18 protein-coding genes are annotated in these 20710 nt (G+C 70.8%); 1 reads left to right on the top strand and 17 read right to left on the bottom strand.

Annotated elements, in window-relative coordinates; translation table 11 throughout:
- Positions 1–100 precede the first annotated feature (100 nt).
- The 11 genes from ACIA5D_RS42265 to ACIA5D_RS42215 all read right to left on the bottom strand — a co-directional run bounded on the left by ACIA5D_RS42265 (position 101) and on the right by ACIA5D_RS42215 (position 15213).
- On the bottom strand, positions 101–2866 hold the full coding sequence (locus tag ACIA5D_RS42265; protein ID WP_396036264.1) for an AAA family ATPase: 2766 nt from the start codon (positions 2864–2866) through the stop codon (positions 101–103).
- Between the two features lie 250 nt (positions 2867–3116).
- Positions 3117–4583 (bottom strand): alkaline phosphatase D family protein, encoded by a 1467-nt coding sequence (locus ACIA5D_RS42260; RefSeq protein WP_396036262.1) that lies wholly within the window; start codon positions 4581–4583, stop codon positions 3117–3119.
- Between the two features lie 43 nt (positions 4584–4626).
- Entirely contained in the window at positions 4627–6591 is a 1965-nt protein-coding gene (locus tag ACIA5D_RS42255) for a right-handed parallel beta-helix repeat-containing protein (RefSeq protein ID WP_396036261.1), read from the bottom strand.
- 64 nt (positions 6592–6655) lie between these two features.
- Positions 6656–7687 carry a LacI family DNA-binding transcriptional regulator gene (locus tag ACIA5D_RS42250; RefSeq protein WP_396036259.1) on the bottom strand — a complete coding sequence of 344 codons (1032 nt, stop codon included), beginning with the start codon at positions 7685–7687 and terminating at the stop codon, positions 6656–6658.
- A 55-nt stretch (positions 7688–7742) separates the two neighbouring features.
- The gene (locus ACIA5D_RS42245) at positions 7743–8336 is read right to left on the bottom strand and encodes a hypothetical protein (RefSeq protein ID WP_396036257.1); all 594 of its coding nucleotides are present in this window, start codon (positions 8334–8336) and stop codon (positions 7743–7745) included.
- Between the two features lie 18 nt (positions 8337–8354).
- Positions 8355–9566: an ABC transporter permease gene (locus tag ACIA5D_RS42240; RefSeq protein ID WP_396036255.1), complete on the bottom strand. Its 1212-nt coding sequence runs from the start codon at positions 9564–9566 to the stop codon at positions 8355–8357.
- Complete coding sequence (locus tag ACIA5D_RS42235) at positions 9563–10300, bottom strand: ABC transporter ATP-binding protein (protein WP_396036253.1); 738 nt, start codon at positions 10298–10300, stop codon at positions 9563–9565. Before ACIA5D_RS42235 ends, ACIA5D_RS42240 begins: the two co-directional genes overlap by 4 nt.
- Positions 10297–11547, bottom strand: coding sequence for an efflux RND transporter periplasmic adaptor subunit (locus ACIA5D_RS42230; protein ID WP_396036251.1), 1251 nt, complete (start codon positions 11545–11547; stop codon positions 10297–10299). Before ACIA5D_RS42230 ends, ACIA5D_RS42235 begins: the two co-directional genes overlap by 4 nt.
- A gap of 64 nt (positions 11548–11611) precedes the next feature.
- Positions 11612–13132, bottom strand: coding sequence for an ATP-binding protein (locus ACIA5D_RS42225; protein WP_396036249.1), 1521 nt, complete (start codon positions 13130–13132; stop codon positions 11612–11614).
- Positions 13129–13884 carry a response regulator transcription factor gene (locus tag ACIA5D_RS42220; protein WP_396036247.1) on the bottom strand — a complete coding sequence of 252 codons (756 nt, stop codon included), beginning with the start codon at positions 13882–13884 and terminating at the stop codon, positions 13129–13131. The genes ACIA5D_RS42225 and ACIA5D_RS42220 overlap by 4 nt, the downstream gene beginning before the upstream one ends.
- Before the next feature lie 69 nt (positions 13885–13953).
- A complete protein-coding gene (locus ACIA5D_RS42215) occupies positions 13954–15213 on the bottom strand; it encodes an efflux RND transporter periplasmic adaptor subunit (protein ID WP_396036246.1) in 1260 nt (419 codons plus the stop codon).
- 189 nt (positions 15214–15402) lie between these two features.
- Between ACIA5D_RS42215 and ACIA5D_RS42210 the strand changes: the two genes are divergently transcribed.
- On the top strand, positions 15403–15975 hold the full coding sequence (locus ACIA5D_RS42210) for a hypothetical protein (protein ID WP_396036244.1): 573 nt from the start codon (positions 15403–15405) through the stop codon (positions 15973–15975).
- A 351-nt stretch (positions 15976–16326) separates the two neighbouring features.
- On the opposite strand, the gene ACIA5D_RS42205 is transcribed toward ACIA5D_RS42210, so the two are convergent.
- The 6 genes from ACIA5D_RS42205 to ACIA5D_RS42180 all read right to left on the bottom strand — a co-directional run bounded on the left by ACIA5D_RS42205 (position 16327) and on the right by ACIA5D_RS42180 (position 20547).
- Positions 16327–16809, bottom strand: coding sequence for a DUF4145 domain-containing protein (locus ACIA5D_RS42205; RefSeq protein WP_396036242.1), 483 nt, complete (start codon positions 16807–16809; stop codon positions 16327–16329).
- 164 nt (positions 16810–16973) lie between these two features.
- Entirely contained in the window at positions 16974–18479 is a 1506-nt protein-coding gene (locus tag ACIA5D_RS42200; RefSeq protein ID WP_396036241.1) for a PIN-like domain-containing protein, read from the bottom strand.
- Between the two features lie 413 nt (positions 18480–18892).
- Positions 18893–19294, bottom strand: coding sequence for a type II toxin-antitoxin system VapC family toxin (locus tag ACIA5D_RS42195; protein ID WP_396036240.1), 402 nt, complete (start codon positions 19292–19294; stop codon positions 18893–18895).
- The gene (locus ACIA5D_RS42190; RefSeq protein WP_396036238.1) at positions 19279–19536 is read right to left on the bottom strand and encodes a type II toxin-antitoxin system Phd/YefM family antitoxin; all 258 of its coding nucleotides are present in this window, start codon (positions 19534–19536) and stop codon (positions 19279–19281) included. The genes ACIA5D_RS42195 and ACIA5D_RS42190 overlap by 16 nt, the downstream gene beginning before the upstream one ends.
- Positions 19537–19809: 273 nt before the next feature.
- On the bottom strand, positions 19810–20100 hold the full coding sequence (locus tag ACIA5D_RS42185; RefSeq protein ID WP_396036236.1) for a restriction endonuclease: 291 nt from the start codon (positions 20098–20100) through the stop codon (positions 19810–19812).
- A 171-nt stretch (positions 20101–20271) separates the two neighbouring features.
- Complete coding sequence (locus tag ACIA5D_RS42180) at positions 20272–20547, bottom strand: winged helix-turn-helix domain-containing protein (protein ID WP_396036378.1); 276 nt, start codon at positions 20545–20547, stop codon at positions 20272–20274.
- Positions 20548–20710: the final 163 nt, after the last annotated feature.

Genomic DNA, 20710 nt, shown 5'->3' with positions numbered 1-20710 from the left:
GCTTCAACACTCCACGTCCCGGGTTTCATCCCCAAATCAAGCAGGTAAAACTCGACTAGAACGTTGTAGTAGAAGTCACTCTCCGTCGACATTTTGCTGGTCAGGCGGGCGAGGTGAGTTCGGACACCTGCAGGCGCGACGAGAGCTGCGTCCGCGAGCGCACGCCGAGCTTGCGGTACACCCGGGTGAGGGTCGCCTCGACGGTCTTGACGCTGAGGTAGAGCTGGGTGGCGATCTCTCGGTTGCTGGCGCCGTCGCGCACCAGCCCGGCGATCCGCAGCTCGGTGTTGGTCAGCCCCAGGTCGGCGGGCGGGACGCCGGGCGCCGAGTTCCCTTCGGTACGGGCCAGGGCCCGCTCGGTCTGCTCGGCCCACGGCTTCGCGTCGGCGGCCAGGAAGATCGCGAGAGCCGCGCCGATCGCGACCCGGGCCGCCGCGTACCGGCGGCGCCGCCGCTCGGCACCGCCCTGCACGAGCAGCGCGTGCGCCTGCTCGATCGGCTGGTGCAGCTGCTCGAAATGCTGCGCGGCCGCGGCCGAGAGCACCACCGCCGAATCGGCCTGCCCGCTCTCCGACAGCACCACGGCGGTGGCCCGGTCGAGGTAGCCGACCGTGCCCGGGCTGTTGCCCAGCCGGTGCGCGGCCGCCCGGGCCTCGGCAAGGGTGGCCGCCGCCGCGATGTGCTCGCCCAGCGAGGCCAGGCCGCCGGCCAGGTCGCCGTGCCAGCGCACGATCATCGGGTCGGCCCCGCCGGACTCGGCCTCGAGGTCGCGCAGCCGGCGCAGCGCCGCCACGCCGGACCGGGTCTCCCCCAGCCGCAGCTCGGCCTGGCCCAGCGCGTGCAGGTTGCGCCGCAGGTAGAGGCTGTCGCCCTCCTGCTCGCTGGCGCGCACCCCGCGGCGGGCGAACCCGGCGGCCGCGGGCAGGCTGCCACCGGCCAGCTCGGCGACCGCGGCCGTGTACCAGGTCGGGCCGGGGCTCAGGCCGGCGTGCTGGGCGGCGTCGACAGCCCGGTGCGCGTACTGGAGGGCCTCCCGGCAGCGGCCGGCCCGGGTGGCCACCTCGGAGAGGCTGCGCAGCACCTCGACCCGGGCCTCGCCGATCCGGTCGTGCTCGGCCACCACCAGCAGCGTGAGCAGCTCCTCGCGGGCCTCGTCGAGCCGGTCGTCCATCATCGCGAAGCGGGCCGCCATGTAGCGCGGCCCGTAGTGCAGCCAGTCCGGCGCCGGGGTGGCCGGCAGCTCGAGCGCCTGCCCGAGGGTCTCGGTCCAGCGTGCCTCGCCGCGCAGCCGCTGCACCTGGGCGATCAGGCTCAGCCCCATCGCCTCGGTGGTCGGATCGCCGGCCCGGCGGGCGGCCTCGACCGTGCGGCCCGCCTCGGCGGCGGCCCGGTCCGGGTCGCCGGTGAGGAACGCGGCCCAGGTCAGTCGCAGCCGCACCGGGGCGAGCAGGGCCGGGTCGTCGCCGGCCTCGGCGAGCGCCGCCGCGAACGTCTCCCCCATCTCGGCGAGCCCCTGACCGGCCAGGTCGAGCAGCACCAGCCGGGCCCGCACCCGGTGTCCGGCCGGCGCGTCCGCCGCGATCACCGCCTCGGCGGCCCGTCCCGCAAGGGCCGGCGCTCCGCCGGTGGTCGCGGCCCGGGCGGCCGCGACCAGCCAGTCGAGCCGCTGCGCGGCCAGGCCGTGCGGGCAGCGGTCGGCGGCGAGCAGGTACAGCTCGGCCGCGTCGCGTCCCGCGCCGCGCTCGGCCCGCCGGTCGGCCGCGGCCGCGAGCGACCGCGCGACCGCGGCGTCGGGCCGCCCGGTGCGCAGCGCCCGGTGCCGCAGCGCCTCGGTCGGGTCGACCGCGCCGGCCGCGAGGGCCGCGTGCGCCGCATGCCGCTCGGCGGCGGTGACCTCCTCGGCGAGGACCTGCGCGAGCAGCGGCGGGGTGAACCGGATCGCCTCGCCGTCCAGCTCGACAACGCCCTCGGCCTCGGCCAGCCGCAGGTCGCGCACCGCGTCGTCGCGGCCGGCGCGCAGCAGCACGGTCGTCGTGGGATCGGTGGCGAGCGAGGCGACCAGCAGGGTGGCGGCGACGCCGGCCGGCAGCGCGCGCAGCCGGTCGCGCATCAGCTCGCGCGCCGCCTCCGGGATCGGGGCGGGCCGCCAGGCCGGTCCCGGGGCGACCGCGCCGCCGAGGGTGAGCGCGAGGAACGGGTTGCCGGCGCTCGCTTCGTGCATCCGGCTGGCCGTGCGGCAGGGCAGGCCACGCGCCTCGAGCAGCGCGGTCAGCTCGTCGGCGTCCAGCGGCGGCACCGCCAGCTCGAGCACCGGGGCCGGGCACAGCCGGGCGGCGCGGCGCTTGCCCGCCGGGTCGGGGCGGCGCTGAGCGGCGAGCACCCGCACCCGCTGCCCCGGCCGCCGCCGCATGGCGAACCCGATCAGCTCGGCCGACTCGGCGTCCAGCCATTGCGCGTCGTCGAGCACCAGCAGCACGGTGCGGCGGCGGGCGCAGTGGGCCAGCAGCAGCGGCAGCACGAGGCGGCGGGCGAGGGCCGGGTTGCCGCCGCGCGGCGGGAGACCCTGCCGCAACGCGGCGAGAGCGGCCCGCTGGGCGGGTGGCAGGGCCTGGGCGGCGTCGTCCGGGAGCTGCGACACCAGGTCGGCGACACCGGCGTACGGGAGAGAGCGCTCGGTCCGCACCGGCCGTAACCGGAGCACCAGTTCGTTGCGCGCGGCCGCCGAGGCCGCAACGGCATCGAGGATCGCCGTCTTGCCGATGCCCGCGGGCCCGTGCAGGGCCACGCCGCCGCCCGCGCTCAGCCGCGCGTCGATCGCGGCGAGGAGGGCGCCGCGGCCACGAAGGAGGGTCGCGTCGGACTGCACGCGAGTCACCTCCTAGGCCCGAGCTGGATTCAGCCTAGGAACACGGGCGTCGGCCATCAATGGGTTCACATATGACAACGCATTGACAAAGATCACGATCGGGCCGCCGCGGCCTTCAGGAAACGGTGGCCGAGGCGGGCGAAAGCATCGGTCAACCCGGCCGGGCCGACGAGGGCTCAGCGCGACGGGCGGCACCCAACGCCGTCCACAGGCGGCGGGCGACGACCGCGACCTCGACCCCGAACGGTATCTAGATTCCGGGCCGGCCGTCCCTGAGGGTGAAACTCCTGATCGTCCGGACCGCCGCGCCCCGCCGGCTGACCGCGTCGACGCCGCGGAAGTCGACCCGGACCCTCGCGGCGCCGACGGTCGCCCGCGTGTAGCCGCGCCGGTCCGAGTAGAACCTCAGGTGCGGGTTGCTCGCCGCGTTGGGGACGGTGGTGCTCGCCGCCCCGTCCCCGCGTGACGTGATCGACGTGCACACCAGTTCGGTGCCGACGGTGGCCGAGCCGGGGTCGGCGTAGTCGGCCTTGAGGTTGTTGGCCCAGGCGGTGTGGATGTCGCCGGTCAGCACCACCGGGTTGCGCACGCCGCGCTCCACCCACCCCCGCTGGATCCGGTCCCGCGACGCGCGATAGCCGTCCCAGGCGTCCATGTTGGCCATCCCGCGCGCGGTGACCTGCCTCGCGAAGAACACCTGCTGCGCGAGGAAGTCCCAGGCGCCCTGCTTCTGGGCGAGCCCGTCGAGCAGCCAGGCCTCCTGCGCCGAGCCGGTGATGCTGCGGCCCGGCCGGTTCGCGTCCGCGCAGGCCTTCCACAGGCCGCCGCAGGCCTGCCGGTCGCGGAACTGCCGGGTGTCGAGCATGTGAAAGGTCGCCAGCCGGCCCCACCGGATCCGGCGATACAGCCGCGAACCGGGCCGCAGTGGCAGGTGCTCACGGTAGGCCTGATAGGCCGCCGACCGGCGCGCCGCCCATTGCGACGCGCTCAGCGCCGGGATGTTGTCGAGCCGCTCGGTCCCCGCGAAGTCGTCCTCGACATCGTGGTCGTCCGGCACCACCAGCCACGGCGCGGCCGCGTGCGCGGCCTGCAGATCCGGATCCGTCTTGTACTGCCCGTACCGCCGCCGGTAGTCGGCGAGCGTGAGGATCTCCGGCCCGAGGTGCTGTCGCACGTGCCCGGGCTTGGGCCCGCCCTCGTAGATGTAGTCCCCGAGGTGCAGAACCAGATCGGCGCGCTCCTCGGCCATCCGCCGATAGGCCGTGAAGTACCCCGCCTCGAAGTTCGCGCACGAGGCGAAGAGAAAAGTGAGCTCCCGCCCGGCGTCCCCGGCCGCGGGCGCCGTCCGGGTACGCCCGACCGGCGAGATGTGCCCCTGCGCCCGGAACCGGTAGTGGTACTCGGCGTCGGCCCTGAGCCCACCGGCCACGGCGTGAACCGCGTGCGCGTCGGCGTATCGCGCGGTCACCGTCCCGGCGGAGACCGTCGTGCCGAAGCTCTCGTTCTCCGACACCTCCCACTGGACGGGAACGTCGCCGGAGGGCATCCCGCCGTGCCCGTCGGCGTCGAGCGGTGAGGGCGCGAGCCGTGTCCAGAGGACCACGTTGTCGGGCGCCGGCTCGCCCGACGCGACGCCGAGCGAGAACGGGTACGCGGCAGCTCGGCGCGGCATGACCACCGCGCCGAGCCCGCCGAGAACGAAGGTCCGCCTGTCCATGGATTACAGGATATAGGTCTTATGTCCGGAATCCGGCCGCGCGTCACCAGATGCGGCTGCGAGTCTTTCCCGGGGTGAGGCCGGCGAGCGGCCCGGCCGCCGACGGCTCGGCCGGCCTGGCCGCGCCGGTCAGGTCGACGTCGATGACGGCCGGGGTGCCGTCCGGCTCCTCGAAGTCGGCGTCGGCGAAGCGGACCCGCGGGAGGTCGCGACCGGAGACGACGCCGACGCGGGCCTCGGCGAAGCCGGGCGGCAGGTCGGTCTCCAGGTAGACCTCTCCGTTCTGCTCGACCACCGCGACGCGGCCGCCGTCCAGGACGGCCGGGTTCCGCTCGCCGGCGAACGGACGGGCGCCGGCCGCGAAGACGTTGGCGCGGGCGTAGACCGGCTGCTGGACGTCGAGGAACTTCTGGTGGTCGCCCGGGCCCTTGGCCTCGATCCTCTCCAGGTACTCCTCGAACGACGCCGGGAAGCCGTCGTAGCCGGCCAGCCCGTGGTGCGGCGTCGCCTTGCCGTCGCCGCCCTGGCCGTACGCCTGTGCGACGTCGCCGCCCAGGAAGACGTTGCCGATCCAGCGGTCGTCGCCGCCCCAGATCACCGCGTAGCCCGCGACCTGCGTGCTGTGCGGCCGGTGGTACGGCGTCGCGCGGTCGGGCACCGCCTCGAGCCGGATCGTGCCGGCGAACAGGTTGTTCACGAACGCGCCGCCCTGGCTGAACGACTCGAACGACGCCCGGGAGCCGAGCACGTTGTGGTCGACCAGGTAGGGGCCGTGGCTGACCTCGACGAACAGGTCGCGGCTGTTGTTGTAGTACACGTTGCGCGAGATGCGGGTGCCCTGCGTCTGCCAGTCCAGCCAGGTGCCGAGCGTGCAGTCGTGGATGTTGTTGTGGCGGATCACCACGTCGATCGCGGCGTGCAGCTTGATGCCGCCGATCTCGTACCCGTAGTACTCGCGCTTGGTCGCGATGTTGTAGATGTGGTTGTCCTCGATGGTCGAGAACACGCAGCCCAGGTGGCCGACGATGCCGTTCTGGCCGCAGTCGTGGATGGTGTTGCGGCGGATGACGTGCGAGCCGATGTGCTCCTTGTCCCAGCCGATCTGGCGCGCCGCGAAGACGGACTCCAGCTGGTACTGGTAGCCGGGCTTGTCACCGCGTACGGATGCGAAGTTGTGCCCGGTCGAGACCTCCTTGCCGATGGAGATCGCCGAGCACTTCGCGTCGTGGATGTGGTTGTCCTCGATGATCCAGCCCTTGGCCCAGTTGGGGCCGATCAGGCCGGGCTGGTCGGCGGTCGGCGGGGTCCACGGCGACGCGGCCTGGCACAGCTCGAAGCCGCGCACGGTGATCCAGTCGAGGTGGTGCTCCTCGGGGAAGAAGACCGACCGGCGCACGTTGATCTCGACCAGTTCGGCGTTCGGGTCGGCGTCCTGGAAGTTCGCCCAGATCGTCGTCTCGTGGTCGCCGACCTCCGCGTACCAGACATGCCGGGTTTGCACGGGGTTGGCGACCGGCACCGTGACGGCGGTCCAGTCGTCGACGACCTGGGCCCTCTCCTGAACCGAGAAGACCTCGTCGCGCGAGCCGACCTCGTAGAAGCTCAGCCCGTTGAGGTAGACGTCGCCGAGGTGCTTGCGGGCGGCGCCGTCCCGGTAGACGATCCAGTCCCCGGCGATCTCCTCGGCGAACGGGTTGAAGTCGTCGAACAGCGCGTTCGGCACGTCCGCGCGCCACACGCCTCCGTCTTCCACCACCCAGCCGGTCAGCGGCTCCGAGCCCTTGATCACCACATGCTCGCCGGGCGCGGCCTCGTACGTGATACGGCGGTTGTCGCTGAGGCCGCCGCGCCGCGGCTTGACCCATTCCCGGTACTCGCCGGCGTGCACGACGACGGTGTCGCCCGGCTGGGCGAGAGTTGCGGCCCGGTTGATCGTGCGCAACGGCCGCTCGGCGGCGCCGTCGGCGGTGTCGGAACCGGTCGTGGCCACGTGAAACACGGAGGTCATGGTATTTCGAGCCTTCCTGAGGATGCCGCGATATCGTCAACGTAATGTTGCGAAAACTTCCGCGTCAAGCTTCGAAAGTTTTCGGTGCCGCGGTCGACTTCCGCACGACGAGGTCGGTCGCCAGCTCGACCCGGGGCGAGGTCAGCTCCTCCCCCGCGACCAGCCGCAGCAGCCGCCGCATCGCCACCCGCCCCATCTCGGCGAAGGGCTGCCGCACGGTCGTCAGCGGCGGCGCCGACCACCGCGCCGCCGGCGTGTCGTCGAACCCGATGACGCTGACGTCCTGCGGAACCCGCAGTCCCAGCGTGCGGGCCGCCTCGAGCGCGCCGAACGCCTGGGAGTCGTTCGACGCGAACAGCGCGGTCGGCCGGCCGGGCGATTCCAGCAGCCGGGTCGCCGCCGCGAAGCCGCCGTCGAAGCTGAACCCGCCGGGGGCGATCAGCCCGGGGTCGCTCGCCAGTCCCGCCCGCGACAGCGCCGCGTGGTGGCCGTGCAGTCGGGCGAGGCTCATCATCGCCCCGGGCGGCCCTTCGACGAAGCCGATCCGGCGGTGGCCGAGCTCGAGCAGGTGCCCGGTGGCCGCCATGCCGCCGTTGAAGTTGGTCGCGCCGACGCTCGGCACGTCGGGGCCGGGCAGGTTGACCGGGTCGATCGTCACGATCGGGATGTGCTGCTCGGCGAAGTGCCGCCACTGCTGGGAGTTGATGCTCGAGGTCACCAGGATCATGCCCTCGCGGTGGGCGGCCGCCATGCGCCGAGCCCATGAGGCGCCCAGCGGGTCGTCGGGCACGATGCCGACCACCACGTCGACGTCCTCCGACGCGGCGGCCTCGAGGGCGCCGCGTAGCATTTCGACGTTGTTGGGCGTGTGCATGGCGTCGAAGACAAGGTCGACGGTGCGGGCCGCGGGCTGGGCGCCCCCGGCGCCGCGGGCCACGTACCCGTGCCGGACGAGCAGCGTCTCGATGCGCGCCCGGGTCTCGGGGGCCACGTCCGTACGCCCGTTGACGACCTTGGAGACGGTCGGGACCGACACGCCCGCCTCCCGCGCGACCGCGGAAAGCGTCGCGCGCTGCGCCGACGGGTCACGAGCCACGGACATCAGTATGGTCTCGCCCTCCCCGTACGCCCACGGGGAGGGCGAGAGTCCCCTACTTGGGCTGGGCGGTCACCGAGGTCGCCGTGACCGTGCCGTCCGAGCCGGTGGCGCCCTGGACCGTGATGGACTGGCCGGCCTTCACGTCGGCGACCTTGCCCTTCTTCGCGGTCGAGACCGTGGTCTTGCCGTCGGTCTTGACCGTCACCACGTTCCCGTCGGGCGTCTGGACATAGATCGTGGTGCCGTCGACGAGCTTGACCGTGCCGGTGGTGCCGGCCGCGGCGGCGGTGGCCTGCCCGCTGCCGGTCCCCTGACCAGTGCCGCCGCCGGGGAGGTTGCCGCCCCCGGGGAAGCCGTAGGCGCCGGCGCCCGAGCCGTACCGTCCGGCACCGGCGCCCGGGAACCCGGAGGCGGCCCGGTTCCCGCTCCCGGACGAGGCGGTGCCCCACTGCTTCTGCGCCTGCAGGCCGCCGACGAACCCGCCGACCAGCAGCACCACCGCGCCGAGCACGATGGTCGCCTTGTTCCACCACTTCTTGGGCGCGGCCTTGGCGAGCTCCTGCGCCAGCCCGTCGTCCCGGAAGTCGGCGCCGGCGCCGGCGCCGGCATCGGGGACAGCGTTGATCACGGCGGTGTCGTCATTCATGGGAGTCACAACGGGTCCTCACTCGTAGCGCAGCGCGTCGATGGGACGCAGCCGGGCGGCGCGGCCGGCGGGCAGGCCGCCGAAGAACAGTCCGATGGCGATGGACACGCCCAGGGCGAGCCCGATCGAGCTGGGCACGATCACCGGCTTGACCCCGACGATCTCGAAGCTGCTGCCGATCAGCGCGGCCGCGACGCCCAGCGCGCCGCCGATCACGCTCAACAGCGTGGCCTCGATGAGGAACTGGGTCATGATCACCCGTCTCGGCGCCCCCAGGGCCTTGCGGATGCCGATCTCGCGGGTCCGCTCGGTCACCGTCACCAGCATGATGTTGGTGATGCCGATGCCGCCGACCAGCAGGCTGATCGCGGCGACCGCGCCCAGCAGCGTGGTGAACGTGTCGGCCGTCTCGGTCTGCGTCTCCAGCAGCTGGGACGCGTTCTGGATCCGGTACGGCGTGGTCGACGAGTTCGCCGACGTCGACGCCGACACACTCATCCGCTGGTCGAGGATCGTCGACACCTCGGACTGCACGGCGTCGACCTTGCCCGGGTCCTTGGCCTCGACCAGGATCGAATTCAGCGCGCCGTACCCGGTGAGGACCTGACGCACCGCGCTCAGCGGAGCCACCGCGGTGTCGTTGGCGTCCTGGAAGCCGGTGGAGCTCTTCTCCTTGAGCACGCCGACCACGGTGAACAGCGCGCCGCCGACGGTGACCTGCTTGTCGATCGGGTCGACGCCCGGGAAGAGCTCGTCGACGACGGTCCGGCCGAGCACCACGACCCGCCGGCCCTGCGACTCGTCGTCGGCGGTGAAGCCGCTGCCGGTGCCGATCGGCGTGTTGGAGGCGGTGAACCAGCCGGGGGTGGTGCCGACGAACGAGCTGACCTCGTGGTCGGTGCCCTCGTACGTGATCGTCGCGGACGAGCTGACCACCGGCGACACCGACTGCACGTCGGGGGCCATGGCCGGGTCGGTGAGCGCGTCGGCCATCTCGGTGGTCAGCGCCGTGTTGGTGGAGCCGCCGCGGCTGGTGCTCATCACCGTGATGGTGTTGGTGCCCAGCGCCTCGATCTGGTCGCTGATCGCCTTGGCCGAGCCATTGCCGACCGCGACCAGCAGGATCACCGCGGCCACGCCGATCAGGATGCCGAGCATGGTCAGCGACGACCGCAGCTTGTTGGCGGAGAGGCCGCGCAGCGCGAACCTCAGAACCTCTTTGAAACTCATATCGCGTGCCGTCCTGCTAAGGCGCCCACGGGCGGCAGGTGGATCGGCGACTGCCGGTTGTCCTCGACGACCCGGCCGTCGACCAGCCGGATCAGCCGCTTGGCCCGGGCGCCGACCTCGGGCTCGTGCGTGATGATCACGATGGTGCGACCGGCGGTGCTGAGCTGGTCGAAGACCTCGAGCACGTCCTCGGTGGAGCGGCTGTCCAGGTTTCCGGTGGGCTCGTCGGCGAGCAGCAATGCCGGCTCGGTGACCAGCGCGCGGGCCACCGCCACGCGCTGCTGCTGGCCGCCGGAGAGCTGGTTGGGCTCGTGCCGGGCCCGGTCCGCGAGCCCGACGGTGTCCAGCGCCGCGAGGGCGCGCCGCCGTCGCTCCTTGGGCTTCACCCCGGCGTACGCGAGGGGAAGCTCCACGTTGGCCACCGCCGACGTACGCGGGATGAGGTTGAACGCCTGGAAGATGAAGCCGATGAGCCGGTTGCGGGCCAGCGCCAGCTGCCGGTCGGCCAGCTTGCTCACGTCCACACCGTCCAGGTGGTACGTCCCGTGGGTGGGGATGTCGAGCGCGCCGAGGATGTTCATCAGCGTCGACTTGCCGGAGCCGGACGAGCCCATGATGGCCACGTAGTCGCCGCGGTGGACGGTGAGCGACACCCCGTCCAGCGCGCGCACGATCGCCTCACCGTCGCCGTAGATCTTCTTGAGGTCGCGGACCTCGAGGACCGGCCGGCTCATCGGGTCCCGGTCCCGCCGCCGCGGGTACCGCCGCCGAAGTTCCCGCCGCCGCCGAGGTTGCCGCCCCCGGCGGGGAAGCCGGCGCCGCCGCCCGGGAAGCCGTTCGTGCCGCCGGTGGTGGCCGTGGTGGTCTTGAGCTGGACCTGCTCGCCGACCTCGACGCCCGAGGTGATCTGGGTGGCCTCGTCGCCCGCGAGGCCGATCTCGACCTGCCGGACCTCGGTCTGGCCGTTGCTGACGACGGTGACCGAGTGCCGGTTGCCGACCGTGGTGATCGCCGCGGAGTTGACGAAGGTGGCGTTCTCGACGCTGCCGGTGGTGACCGAGACCGAGACGGTCTGGCCGACCTTGGCGCCGGTGGGCACCTTGTCGATGCTGAGCGTCACGCCGTACGTGACGACGCTGTTGGTCGTGGTCGCCGACGGGTCGATCGCGGTGACCTTGGCCGTGGCCGTGGTGCCGGACAGCGCGTTCCAGGTGACCTCGCCGGCCTGCTTCTCCTTGAGCTTGGTCGCGTCGGCCTCGGCGAACGCGGCGCTGACCTGGAGCTTGGTCAGATCCTCGATCTCGACGAAGCCGGAGGACGACGAGCTCGACGACGACGAGGACGACGTCGAGCCGCCGCCCTGGCTGGCCCCGCCCTGGCTGGCCCCGCCCTGGCTGCCGCCGCTGCTGCTGGCGGAGGACGAGGAGCTTCCGGTGCCGGACGACGAGCTGCCGAGCGTGCCGTTGACCGCGGTCACCGTGCCGGCCATCGGGGCGGTGAGCACGGTGCCGTCGACAGCGGCCTCGGCCTCCTCGACCGCGAGCTTGGCCTGCACGACCTCGTTCTCGGCGCTGGTCGTGTCGGAGCCGGCGTCCTCGGCCCGGCCGACGGAGTCGTTCGCGGCGTCCAGGTCGGCCTCGGCGGCGTCGAGGCTGCGCTGCGCGTCGGCCGGATCGACCTTCGCGAGCACCTGGCCCTTCTTCACCACCGAGCCGACCTTCACGTTGATCGCGGTCACCGTCCCGCCGGTCACGAAGCTCGCGCTCGCCGTGCTGGCGCTCTCGACGGTCCCGTCCGCGGTCACGGTCTTGGTGACCGTGCCCTGCTGGACCGCGACCGAGCGGACCGAGGCGTTCGCGGCCGTGGGGGTGTCCGATCCTGACAGGGTCTGGTAGGCCCAGAAACCCCCGGCGGCGAGGGCGACGGCGAGGGCGGCGTTGACCGCCACCGCAGGACGTCGCAGGTTAAGGCGCGCTGGCATGCCGACACTGTGGTGGCACGGCCTGGGAGGATCTTCGTCGGAACCTCGGAGCCAGCTCGGAATCTCACGGGGCGTCACCGGAGGTGGGCAGCAGCACCCGGAAAGTCGCGCCTCCGCCGCGTGGCGCGTCCAGCTCGACCCACCCTCCGTGACCATGAACGATGGCGGCGACGATGGACAGCCCGAGCCCCGACCCGCCGCCGTTGCCGCGCGTACGGCTGGAGTCGGCCCGGTAGAGCCGCTCGAAGACCCGCTGCGCGTGCGCGGGCGGCACGCCGGGCCCGTCGTCGGTGACCTCGAAGACCGCCAGGGGCAGGCCGGGGCGGACCGTGGCCGGCCCGGACAGCACGGTGGTCGCCCCCGGCGGGCGGGCCGGCAGCCGCCCGACCCGGACCGTGACCTGGGCCCGGCCGGGTGTGTGCTGCAGCGCGTTGGAGACCAGGTTGGTCGCGACCTGGCGCAGGCCGTGCTCGTCGCCGAGCACGGTGGCCGGCTCGAACGTGTCGTCGTCGTCCTCGAGCCCGGCCAGCTTCACCGGCCGTCCGGGCACGCGGGCGTGCGCGTCGCGGATGGTGTCGGCGGCGATCTCGAGCAGGTCGACCGGGCGCAGCGCGGGCGGCCGCTGCTGGTCGAGGCGGGCCAGCATGAGCAGCTCCTCGACGAGGACGCCCATCCGGCCGGCCTCGCCCTCGATGCGGCTCATCGTCTCGTCGAGCTCGGGGCCGGGCCGGGCGCCGCCGCGGCGGTACAGCTCGGCGAAGCCGCGAATCGAGGTGAGCGGGGTGCGCAGCTCGTGCGAGGCGTCGGCGACGAACTGCCGCAGCCGGCGCTCGCTGGCCGTACGGGCGTCGACCTCGGTCTCGATGCGGGTGAGCATCGAGTTGAGCGCGAGTCCGAGCTTGCCCGGCTCGGTGTGCGGGTCGGTGTCCGGCACCCGGCCGGACAGGTTGCCGGCCGAGATGTCGGTGGCCAGTCGCTCCATGCCGGTGAGCGGGCGCAGCCCGAGCCGCACCACGAACCAGGCGCCCCCGATCAGCAGCGCCAGGACCAGCACCGAGACGCCGGCGTCGATCAGCAGGAGCTGGTCGGTGGTCTGCTGCACCTCGGACAGCGAGACGCCGATGACGGCGGCGCCGCCGCCGACCGAGACGGGCACGGCGATCACGCGCCAGTCGGTGCTGCCGTCGGCCGCGGCGATCGTGTACGGCTGACCGGCCGCGACGCGCGCCTCGACCTCGGCGAACTTCTCGGCGGGCGGCCGTGTCGCGTCGGTCGGCGAGCTGCGGCTGGGGTCGAGCGTGCCGGTGGCGTCGTAGACGTACATGACCTGCTCGGGGCCGAGGTGCCCGAATCGGCCGCGCGGGATGTAGGTGACCCCGGCGGGCCGGTCGTCGGCGAACGGGCGGCTCATCCCGCGCAGCTGGTCGTCGATGCGGCCGAGCAGGTAGCCCCGGATCAGCACGAGGCCGGCGATGTTGGCGACGATCAGGGCGACCGCGGAGAGCGCGCCGACGACGAGCACGAGCCGGGCGCGCAGTGTCCAGTGGCCCCACCGCCGCGGTCGCCAGCGGAGCCGGGATTTCACTCGTCGCCGCCGCGGGGCAGCCGCATCGCGTAGCCGACGCCGCGGACGGTGTGGATCAGCGGCGGGTCGGTCTTGTCGATCTTGCGGCGCAGGTAGTAGACGTACGACTCGACGATGCGCCCGTCCCCGCCGAAGTCGTACTTCCAGACCCGGTCGAGGATCTGCGCCTTGCTCACCACCCGGCCCGCGTTGATCAGCAGGTAGCGCAGCAGGTTGAACTCGGTCGGCGACAGGTCGATCAGCCGGCCGGCCCGGCGCACCTCGTGCGCGTCCTCGTCGAGCTCGAGGTCGGCGTAGCGCAGCACGCCCGTGTCGGCGGGCGCCGCATCGAGCTCGGGCTGGCTGCGGCGCAGGATCGCCCGGATCCGCAGCACGACCTCCTCGAGGCTGAACGGCTTGGTGACGTAGTCGTCGGCGCCGGCCGACAGGCCCGAGATCCGATCTTCCAGGGCGTCGCGGGCGGTCAGGAACAGCACCGGCACCCGGCTGCCGGTGGCGCGCAGCCGTTTGGCGACGTCGAAGCCGTCCAGGTCGGGAAGCATCACGTCGAGCACGACCAGGTCGGGCTCGAACTCCTCGACCGCGACCAGGGCCCGGTGGCCCGAGTCGACCACCCGCACCTCGAACTCGACCAACCGGAGCGTGGCGCTGAGCAGGGCGGAGATGTTCGGCTCGTCGTCGACGACCAGGACCCGGGCGGCACGCGCCGGCGGCTCGCCGAGCGCTACGGAGGAACGGGAATCAGATAGCACTCGAAAGGAATATCAACGCTACCTAGGAATTCCCTATGAATTCCGAGAGAGCCCGCTGTATCGCCGGCGTCACCAGGATCGCGCCACCTGATCACCTTCCGCGAGGCCGGACGTGATTTCGGTGTACTGGTCGCCGCGCAGGCCGACCCCCACCTTCGCCTGGGCGCCGTCCTTGAGCACCGTGGCGGTGTCGCCGTGCACGTCGTGCACCGCCGTGCTCGGCACCCGCAGCACGCCCGACTTCGAGCCGGTCGTCACCTTCACGTTGGCGCTCTGCCCGACGAGCAGGTCCTCCGGGGCGTCGACGAACGACAGCAGCACCCCGTAACGGACCATCGTGCCGTCGCTGGTGCCGGTCGGGTCGACCTGCACGACGGTCGCCTTGAACTCGGTGCCGGGGCGGTCGGCGAGGGTGACCACCCCGGCCTGCTTGACCGCGAGGCGGTCGGCGTCCGCCTCGGGGAAGTCGGCGCTGATCTGCATGTCGTACACGTCGGCGAGGGTGATGAACGCCGAGCCGGCGCTGACCTGGCTGCCCACCTTGCCGCTGACGCTGATGATCCGCCCGGCGATCGGCGCCGTGATCGTCGCGCCCTCGAGAGCCTCCTCGGCCTCGGCCAGGGTGGTGTTCGCCTGAGTGACCCGCTGCTGCGCGCTGAGGATGGCGTCGGAGCCGCCGCTCTGGCCTTGTCCGCCCTGCTGCCCGGAGCTTCCGGAAGATGCGCACGAGCCCGTCGTGCCGCCGCGGCTCGACCCGGTCCTTGTGGGTGCGGCCGTCGCTGTCTTCGTGGCGGTCGCCGTCGGCGACGCCGTCTTCGTGGTGGTGGGGGTCGCGGTGGGCGACGACGTCACGCTGGGCGACGGCGACGCGGTGGGCGAGGCCGACGTGTACGCCGCCGCGACGTTCGTGCCGCAAGCGCTGGTCGTCGAAGACGCCTTGGCGGCGTTGTCCCGCGCCTCGGTCAGCGCGTCCTCCGCGTCGTCCAGCGAGTCCTGCGCGTCCGAGACCGCTTCGGCGGCGTCCGTGTCATCGACCTTGGCGAGCGCCTGCCCGGCGCTGACCGTGCTCCCGGCCCGGACCGACACGCTCTCCACCGTGCCCTTCACGGCGAACGACAGACTGCGCGTCTGTGCCGGCTGCACCGTGCCCGCGGTCGCCACCTCGGTGGTCACCGCCCCGCGGTCGGCCGCCACGGTGGCGACCGCCTTCGGTTTCTCGGTGGCGTCCGCGCTCAGCGCATGCACCACCCCGTACGCGATCAGCGCGAGCACGACGACAGCCGCGGCGACCCAGATCCAGCGCCGTCGACCGGCCAGAGCTTCACCCATGACAGGGAAGTGTTCCGAACCGATCTCGCCGCCGCCTCGGTCCCACCTCGGAGTTCCCTCGGAGCGAAGATCATCGCGCACAGCCGGTACACAGCGGCTCCGAGCGAACTCTGAGGATCCCCCCACGTTCTCCGCAGATTGCCCGGCTTGGGTGGGTCGACGACCGAGCCCTTGAGGAAAGAAGGCATCGTGCGCACAGCCAGGTCCCGCACGGCAGCGTTGTTCGTCGCGTCGGCAGCAGTGCTGTTGGTCGCGGCGTGCGGCGGCAACAGCTCCGACTCGTCGGACGGCGGCCAGAACGGCGGCGGCAACGGCGGCAACAACGCGTTCGCCGCGTACACGGAATGCCTCTCCAAGAACGGCGTGACCATCACGATGCCGTCGCGCGGCGCGCGTAACGGCGCCTCCGGCGCCCCCGGCGAGGGCTTCCCCCAGGGCGAGCGGCCGTCCGGCATGCCCCGGCCCAGCGGCAGCCGCGGAACCGGCGGCGGCTTCCCGGGCGGCGGCTTCCAGAAGCCCGAGGGCGTCGACGACGCCACCTGGCAGAAGGCCCAGGAGGCCTGCGCGTCGGTCCGCCCGTCGTTCGGCGGCGGCAACCGCAGCGGCAACGGCCAGGACGCCGCGTTCCAGAACTGCCTCAAGGACCACGGCGTCACCGCCACCGGCGGCAACCTCGACACCAACGACGCCACGGTGAAGAAGGCCCTCGAGACCTGCCGCGTCCTCCAGCAGCCCCAGGCGAGCGCGACCCCGACCGCCTGAGCTCCGTGCCGTCGCTACCGCATCCCCCGTAGCAGCAGCGGCGGCGCGGCCCCTACTCCGGGCCGCTCGCGACGTGGACCTCCCCCCGGCGCGTCGCGAGCGGCCCGGCTCGTCCGTCTCCGCCGCAACCGCCCCACCCTGCAACGGTCAGCGGTTCGAGTCCCGTCCGCCCCACTCCGCTTACCTGGGGTGACCCCCAGACCCCACGGTGCAGTGGGCGCTCTCGGCGGCCCGGCCTCAGCCGGATGATTGCCAACCGCACGTTCGCCGGCTGGTAGTCGCTGCGCCCTGTTGCTGGAAAGGCGACTGCCGCGTGCCTAGGTCTGGACGCAGCGGGTGCTCCTCGCGGCGCTATCCTTGCGGTGCCGCCACCGGTGTGCGACGAGCCTTGAACGCGTTGTATTTGGTGTCGAGAACGTAAACATAGCTCAGTAACGCTTCGGCCAGATCGAGGGCATCCTGCGCGTCGGTTGCACTGACGAAAACGGTTGTGTCATGGGCTGCGTCGTTTCCCAGCGCGCGCAGCCCATGGGACCAGTCAGTAAGTTTCCCTTCGATTGTCTTCATTTCTTTGAGTTCGTTCAGCTTTGCATGGAGGCTGCCGCCCGTCGCGCCTTTGTCGGCACATACCGCTTCGAGCGTCCTTCGAACCATGAGCGCTGCGGCTGTGAACTGCCCAGCATGATGGCACGCGCGAGCCTCCTCGAACGACTTGCGCGCAGCTTCGGGAACCTCGGCGCTGAGCGGCGCGTCCCGAACTGGCCAAAGCACGACTGGAGCGCCGCTGGAGACCAACTCCTGACCGTTCCATACGCTGTCTTCCCGGATGACCATCAGCCGGCGACAGTGTGAGCATTCAATGAGCGCATACCCGACTGTCGGGTCGTCATCCTCACCGATCCAACCCGCAGGAATTGATGATGTTGCATTGCGGCAGAGTGTGCAGACTACGCCGACCGGCGTCCGGGGGTCACTCACAGGCATCCCTTGAATCACAGCTATCGACGGACAAATTCGACGGCCTCGGTCTCCGGCCGCACGCCCCTTGCCTTGAAGCCCGCGGTCGTGATGGCTTTGCCGAGCGAGTTCTGCGAGGAGTACCAGTACGGGAGGTGCTTTCGAGCCGACGGCGCGAGCGGCTCACCGAGGATGTCCTCGATCTCGCTGAACCTCATGGAGACAGAGTCGGCGTCCAACGCCATGAGGTATTCGGTGAGCGGCTGGTACTTGCTGGCCGGCTCGGCCTCCCCCACCGTCCCAGACGGCCGCGTCTCCGGAGTCAGAACGTCCACGACCTCGGCCGGAATTCGAATCGCCGTCAGCTGACCAGCGTCTACGTACACCGACTTCATCATCGGCGCGACCGAAGGCGGGAGGTATCCTTCAGACTGAAGGTCAGCTGTGATGCGGGCTGCGGGCCTGGTGATGCCTCGGAGCTTTCGATCGTCACGGTAGTCGCACAGGACGTAGATCTCCTCGCGGCTGATGGAACCACCCGCGGCAGCCGCAGCGTTGATGATATCGGCGAGGTCCCGTCGTCCTTCGCCTCGCAACCGTTGGAGCAGCATCTCGACGGCCTCGGCCGTCCACTTTCCGGGTTCGGCGATGTCCGAGCGGTTGACGTCCGCGTCTCTGGCGGACAGCGGATTCACCTCGACGTCGAGAACCTGCGACCGGTTGAGCAAGTCGCTGGCGCGCATCAGGAACAGGCGCCGACCCGTGCTGTCGAAGAACTCCTTCGTCATCTCCTGCCGCGGGCCGATCATGTCCGGCCCGCGACGCCACCACCAATCCTCCTTTTCGTCGTTCGTGACGATGATGAGGTCCATCTGACGTGACTTCGCCTCGTGGCATGCCTGGGTGTAGACGAGAAAGTCGCCGGAGGCGCCCTCGGCATGCTGATCGCCCTTGTCGGCGTCGAGGTAGCCGGGAGGGATCAGGTTGTCGACGCGCTGGTTACCCTCGACGATCAACGCATTCCATGTGTTTTCGGCAGGGCGATGCAAAACCTTGTCAGCCAGTAGCTCAGCGAGCCTGCTCAGCACCGGGTCCTCATCCGCCGACGTCGACGGATGCACGCGATCGGGCGTCGCCTGGTCGATCGCTTCCTGTAGGCGCCGGAACACCGCGTCGACGTCGTCATGCAACCGCTGAAGCTCGCCGTCATCGATCGCCAGCTGCTTGGACCATGCGTCGAGAGCTCGTACTGTGCCGGCGCGATTCTTCTCAAGTACACCGCGCGCCTCGCTGGTTGCCTGTTCAGGGTTGCCGATAGCCTTGAGTCGATTGCGGTGGAACTCTCGCATGGCCTGGTAGGGCACCACTAGGCGATCGCCCAGCTTCTCGAAGATCGCAAACAGATCGGTCGTCGTCCGGGCGTTATAGCGATAGAGGTTGAGCAGCACATTCGCGTCGACCGCAACGAGCGCACTCGTCAACGCCTCACGCGACTCGGCCTCACCGACCACGCGGTAGCCCTCGAAGCCGTCGAACAACCCAGCCACTGGCGCCTCCTCTGCCGACGCTCCATTGTGGTGCCGCGGACGTTCCCGGCCCATCGGCCGTGCGTACATGCGCCCACAGAAAACTCGGAGGGTCTATTAAGGCGTGGTGCTAGTTTTATGGCTGCGGATGATCTCTCCTACGACAGTGACCTCGTGGATTGCCGAGAGCTCTGTACGGCTCTCGTTTCGCGAATCTCGGCCGCGATCAGCGGACGTGGCAGCGCTCACGCCGCACTTTAGTTTCCCGTGAGCTGGTCAAACGTCGCGGCAGTGGGTCGCCGGTGATGATGGTCGGGTGGTTCGCATTGCGCAACGTTCGGCCCACCAGTCCGTTGACCTGCGTGAGCATGAACAGCGAGTGGGGCATTGCGCGAACCACGGTCGTTCTTGCAGCGGAAGTCAGGGCCGTTTATTTACGGGGTGTCGATGGCGAGTACCCCGGGAAGTCCGGCGAAGCCGGCTTTGAGGTCGCGAGTGAGGACGGTTCGTCCGGTCTCGGCGGCGTGGGCCGCGATGATGAGATCGCGGGCGCCGCGTGGGGTGCCGGTTCTGCGCACGTGAGCGATCAGGCGGGCGTGCTGGACCGCCGTCGTGTCGGTGTAGGCGAGGACATCGACCACGCTCTCGATCGCAGCCAGGGCGCGGGCTCGGGCGGCGGCGCGCTCGGCAGTGTCGGCCAGTTCGATCCCGACGCGGTACTCGGCGATGGTGATTGCAGCGACGGCGAGTTCGTCGTGGTCGAGGGCTGACTGGTCAATCGTGCCGCGCTCATAGGCGATCAGGACGTTGGTGTCGAGGATCAGGCGTCGGCCCACGGGTCACCACGCTCGGATTCCAGCAGGGCTACCGCTGCGGCGATGTCTTCGGCGAATCGGTCGTCGGGTGCCGGGATGCCCGCGAGGGCCGCACGAAGGTCCGAGCCGGCTCGCCGGCGAGCCGGTCCGATCTCGGCCACTGGGTGGTTGCCGCGAGTGATGGTGACTGTCTCGCCGCGCTCGATAGCGTCGAGCAGGTCGGAGAAGTTCCGGGACGCCTCGGTGGCGGTCATCGTCCGCATACCGACAGCGTATCTGATAATCAGATTCGGTGCCATGAGCTGCCTAGCGGCGAATCTCATCGGCCGGCTGACGGGCTCGGACGTGCCGCTACGTCAACCGCTTCAAGGCCGTGAGCTGGTCAGACGTCCCGGCAATGGATCGCCGATCGCTGTGGCATACCGGTTCGCATGGTGCAACGTTCGGTCCACTCCACTTACCTGAGGGCGACCCCTGGACCCCACGTTACGGTGGGTGCGCTGGGCGGGCCGTCACCGGCGTCCCGGCTTGTCGGACTACTCGAAGAAGTCTTCGTCTACTCGTTTGAGGATGAAGGCCTGTTCCTCCTGCACTCCGACATTGTGAAGGACCATCAGCTCGGTGAGGCGGGCGCCGTCGATAAGCACTATTCGAGCCGGCACCCGGTCGACGTATTCCCTGGCCTCGGCCGTGAAGCGGCTCGTCGTGATGAAGACGCCGCGGTCCGCCTGCGCCCCGTGCAATGCTCCGACAAATGCTTGAATATCTGGCCGATCGACGGAGTGCTCGCTCCCATACCGTTTGGCCTGGACGTAGACGCGTTCCAAGCCTAGAGCGTCCTGGCCGGATGACACCATCCAGTCCCTGGTCGCCAGATTGCCCGAGGTGTTCAGCCGCGCCCGCCCTGCCCCCGTAGCCCATCGCAGTCAGCAGCTTGAGCACCAGATGCTCCAGAAAAGCAGGCTCCCGATCTCGAATACGGTTCAGTAGCTCAGCAGCTACCGCCGCATGAGCCTCCTCAACGGCGTTGCCCAACTGCTCCTTAGGCGTTCCCTTGTCAGCTCAACCATGCCGCGCCGCGGCCGCCGCAGTACGCCCGTTTGAGCCAGGTACGTAACTGCCCAATGGACTCGGTTATTGAAGACCGGGGCGCCGCTTCGAATCTTCAGAGCCAAATCTTCTTCGGTCAGCCCCAGCTGTCCGGCGACCACTGTACGCAGGTCGGCAATGCGATGCTCGTTGCCATCGGCAACCGATCGGAGGACAGGCAGCATCAGACCTTGATAGTCAGGAACTGTCACGGACGCTCACTCTTGGCCCCCGACGGCTGACCGCCGGGCAACGGGGCTTACCCCCGGATCTTGGACACGGGGTTTATGCGGCTTGGGCCAGCGTAGCTGGTGCCGTTCGGATGCTGTTCTCGTAGGCGTTCGGGGA

Source organism: Actinoplanes sp. NPDC051513 (assembly GCF_044454685.1).
Lineage (GTDB): Bacteria > Actinomycetota > Actinomycetes > Mycobacteriales > Micromonosporaceae > Actinoplanes.
The sequence above is the reverse complement of the archived record's forward strand: the minus strand, read 5'-3'. Positions and strand labels throughout refer to the sequence as shown.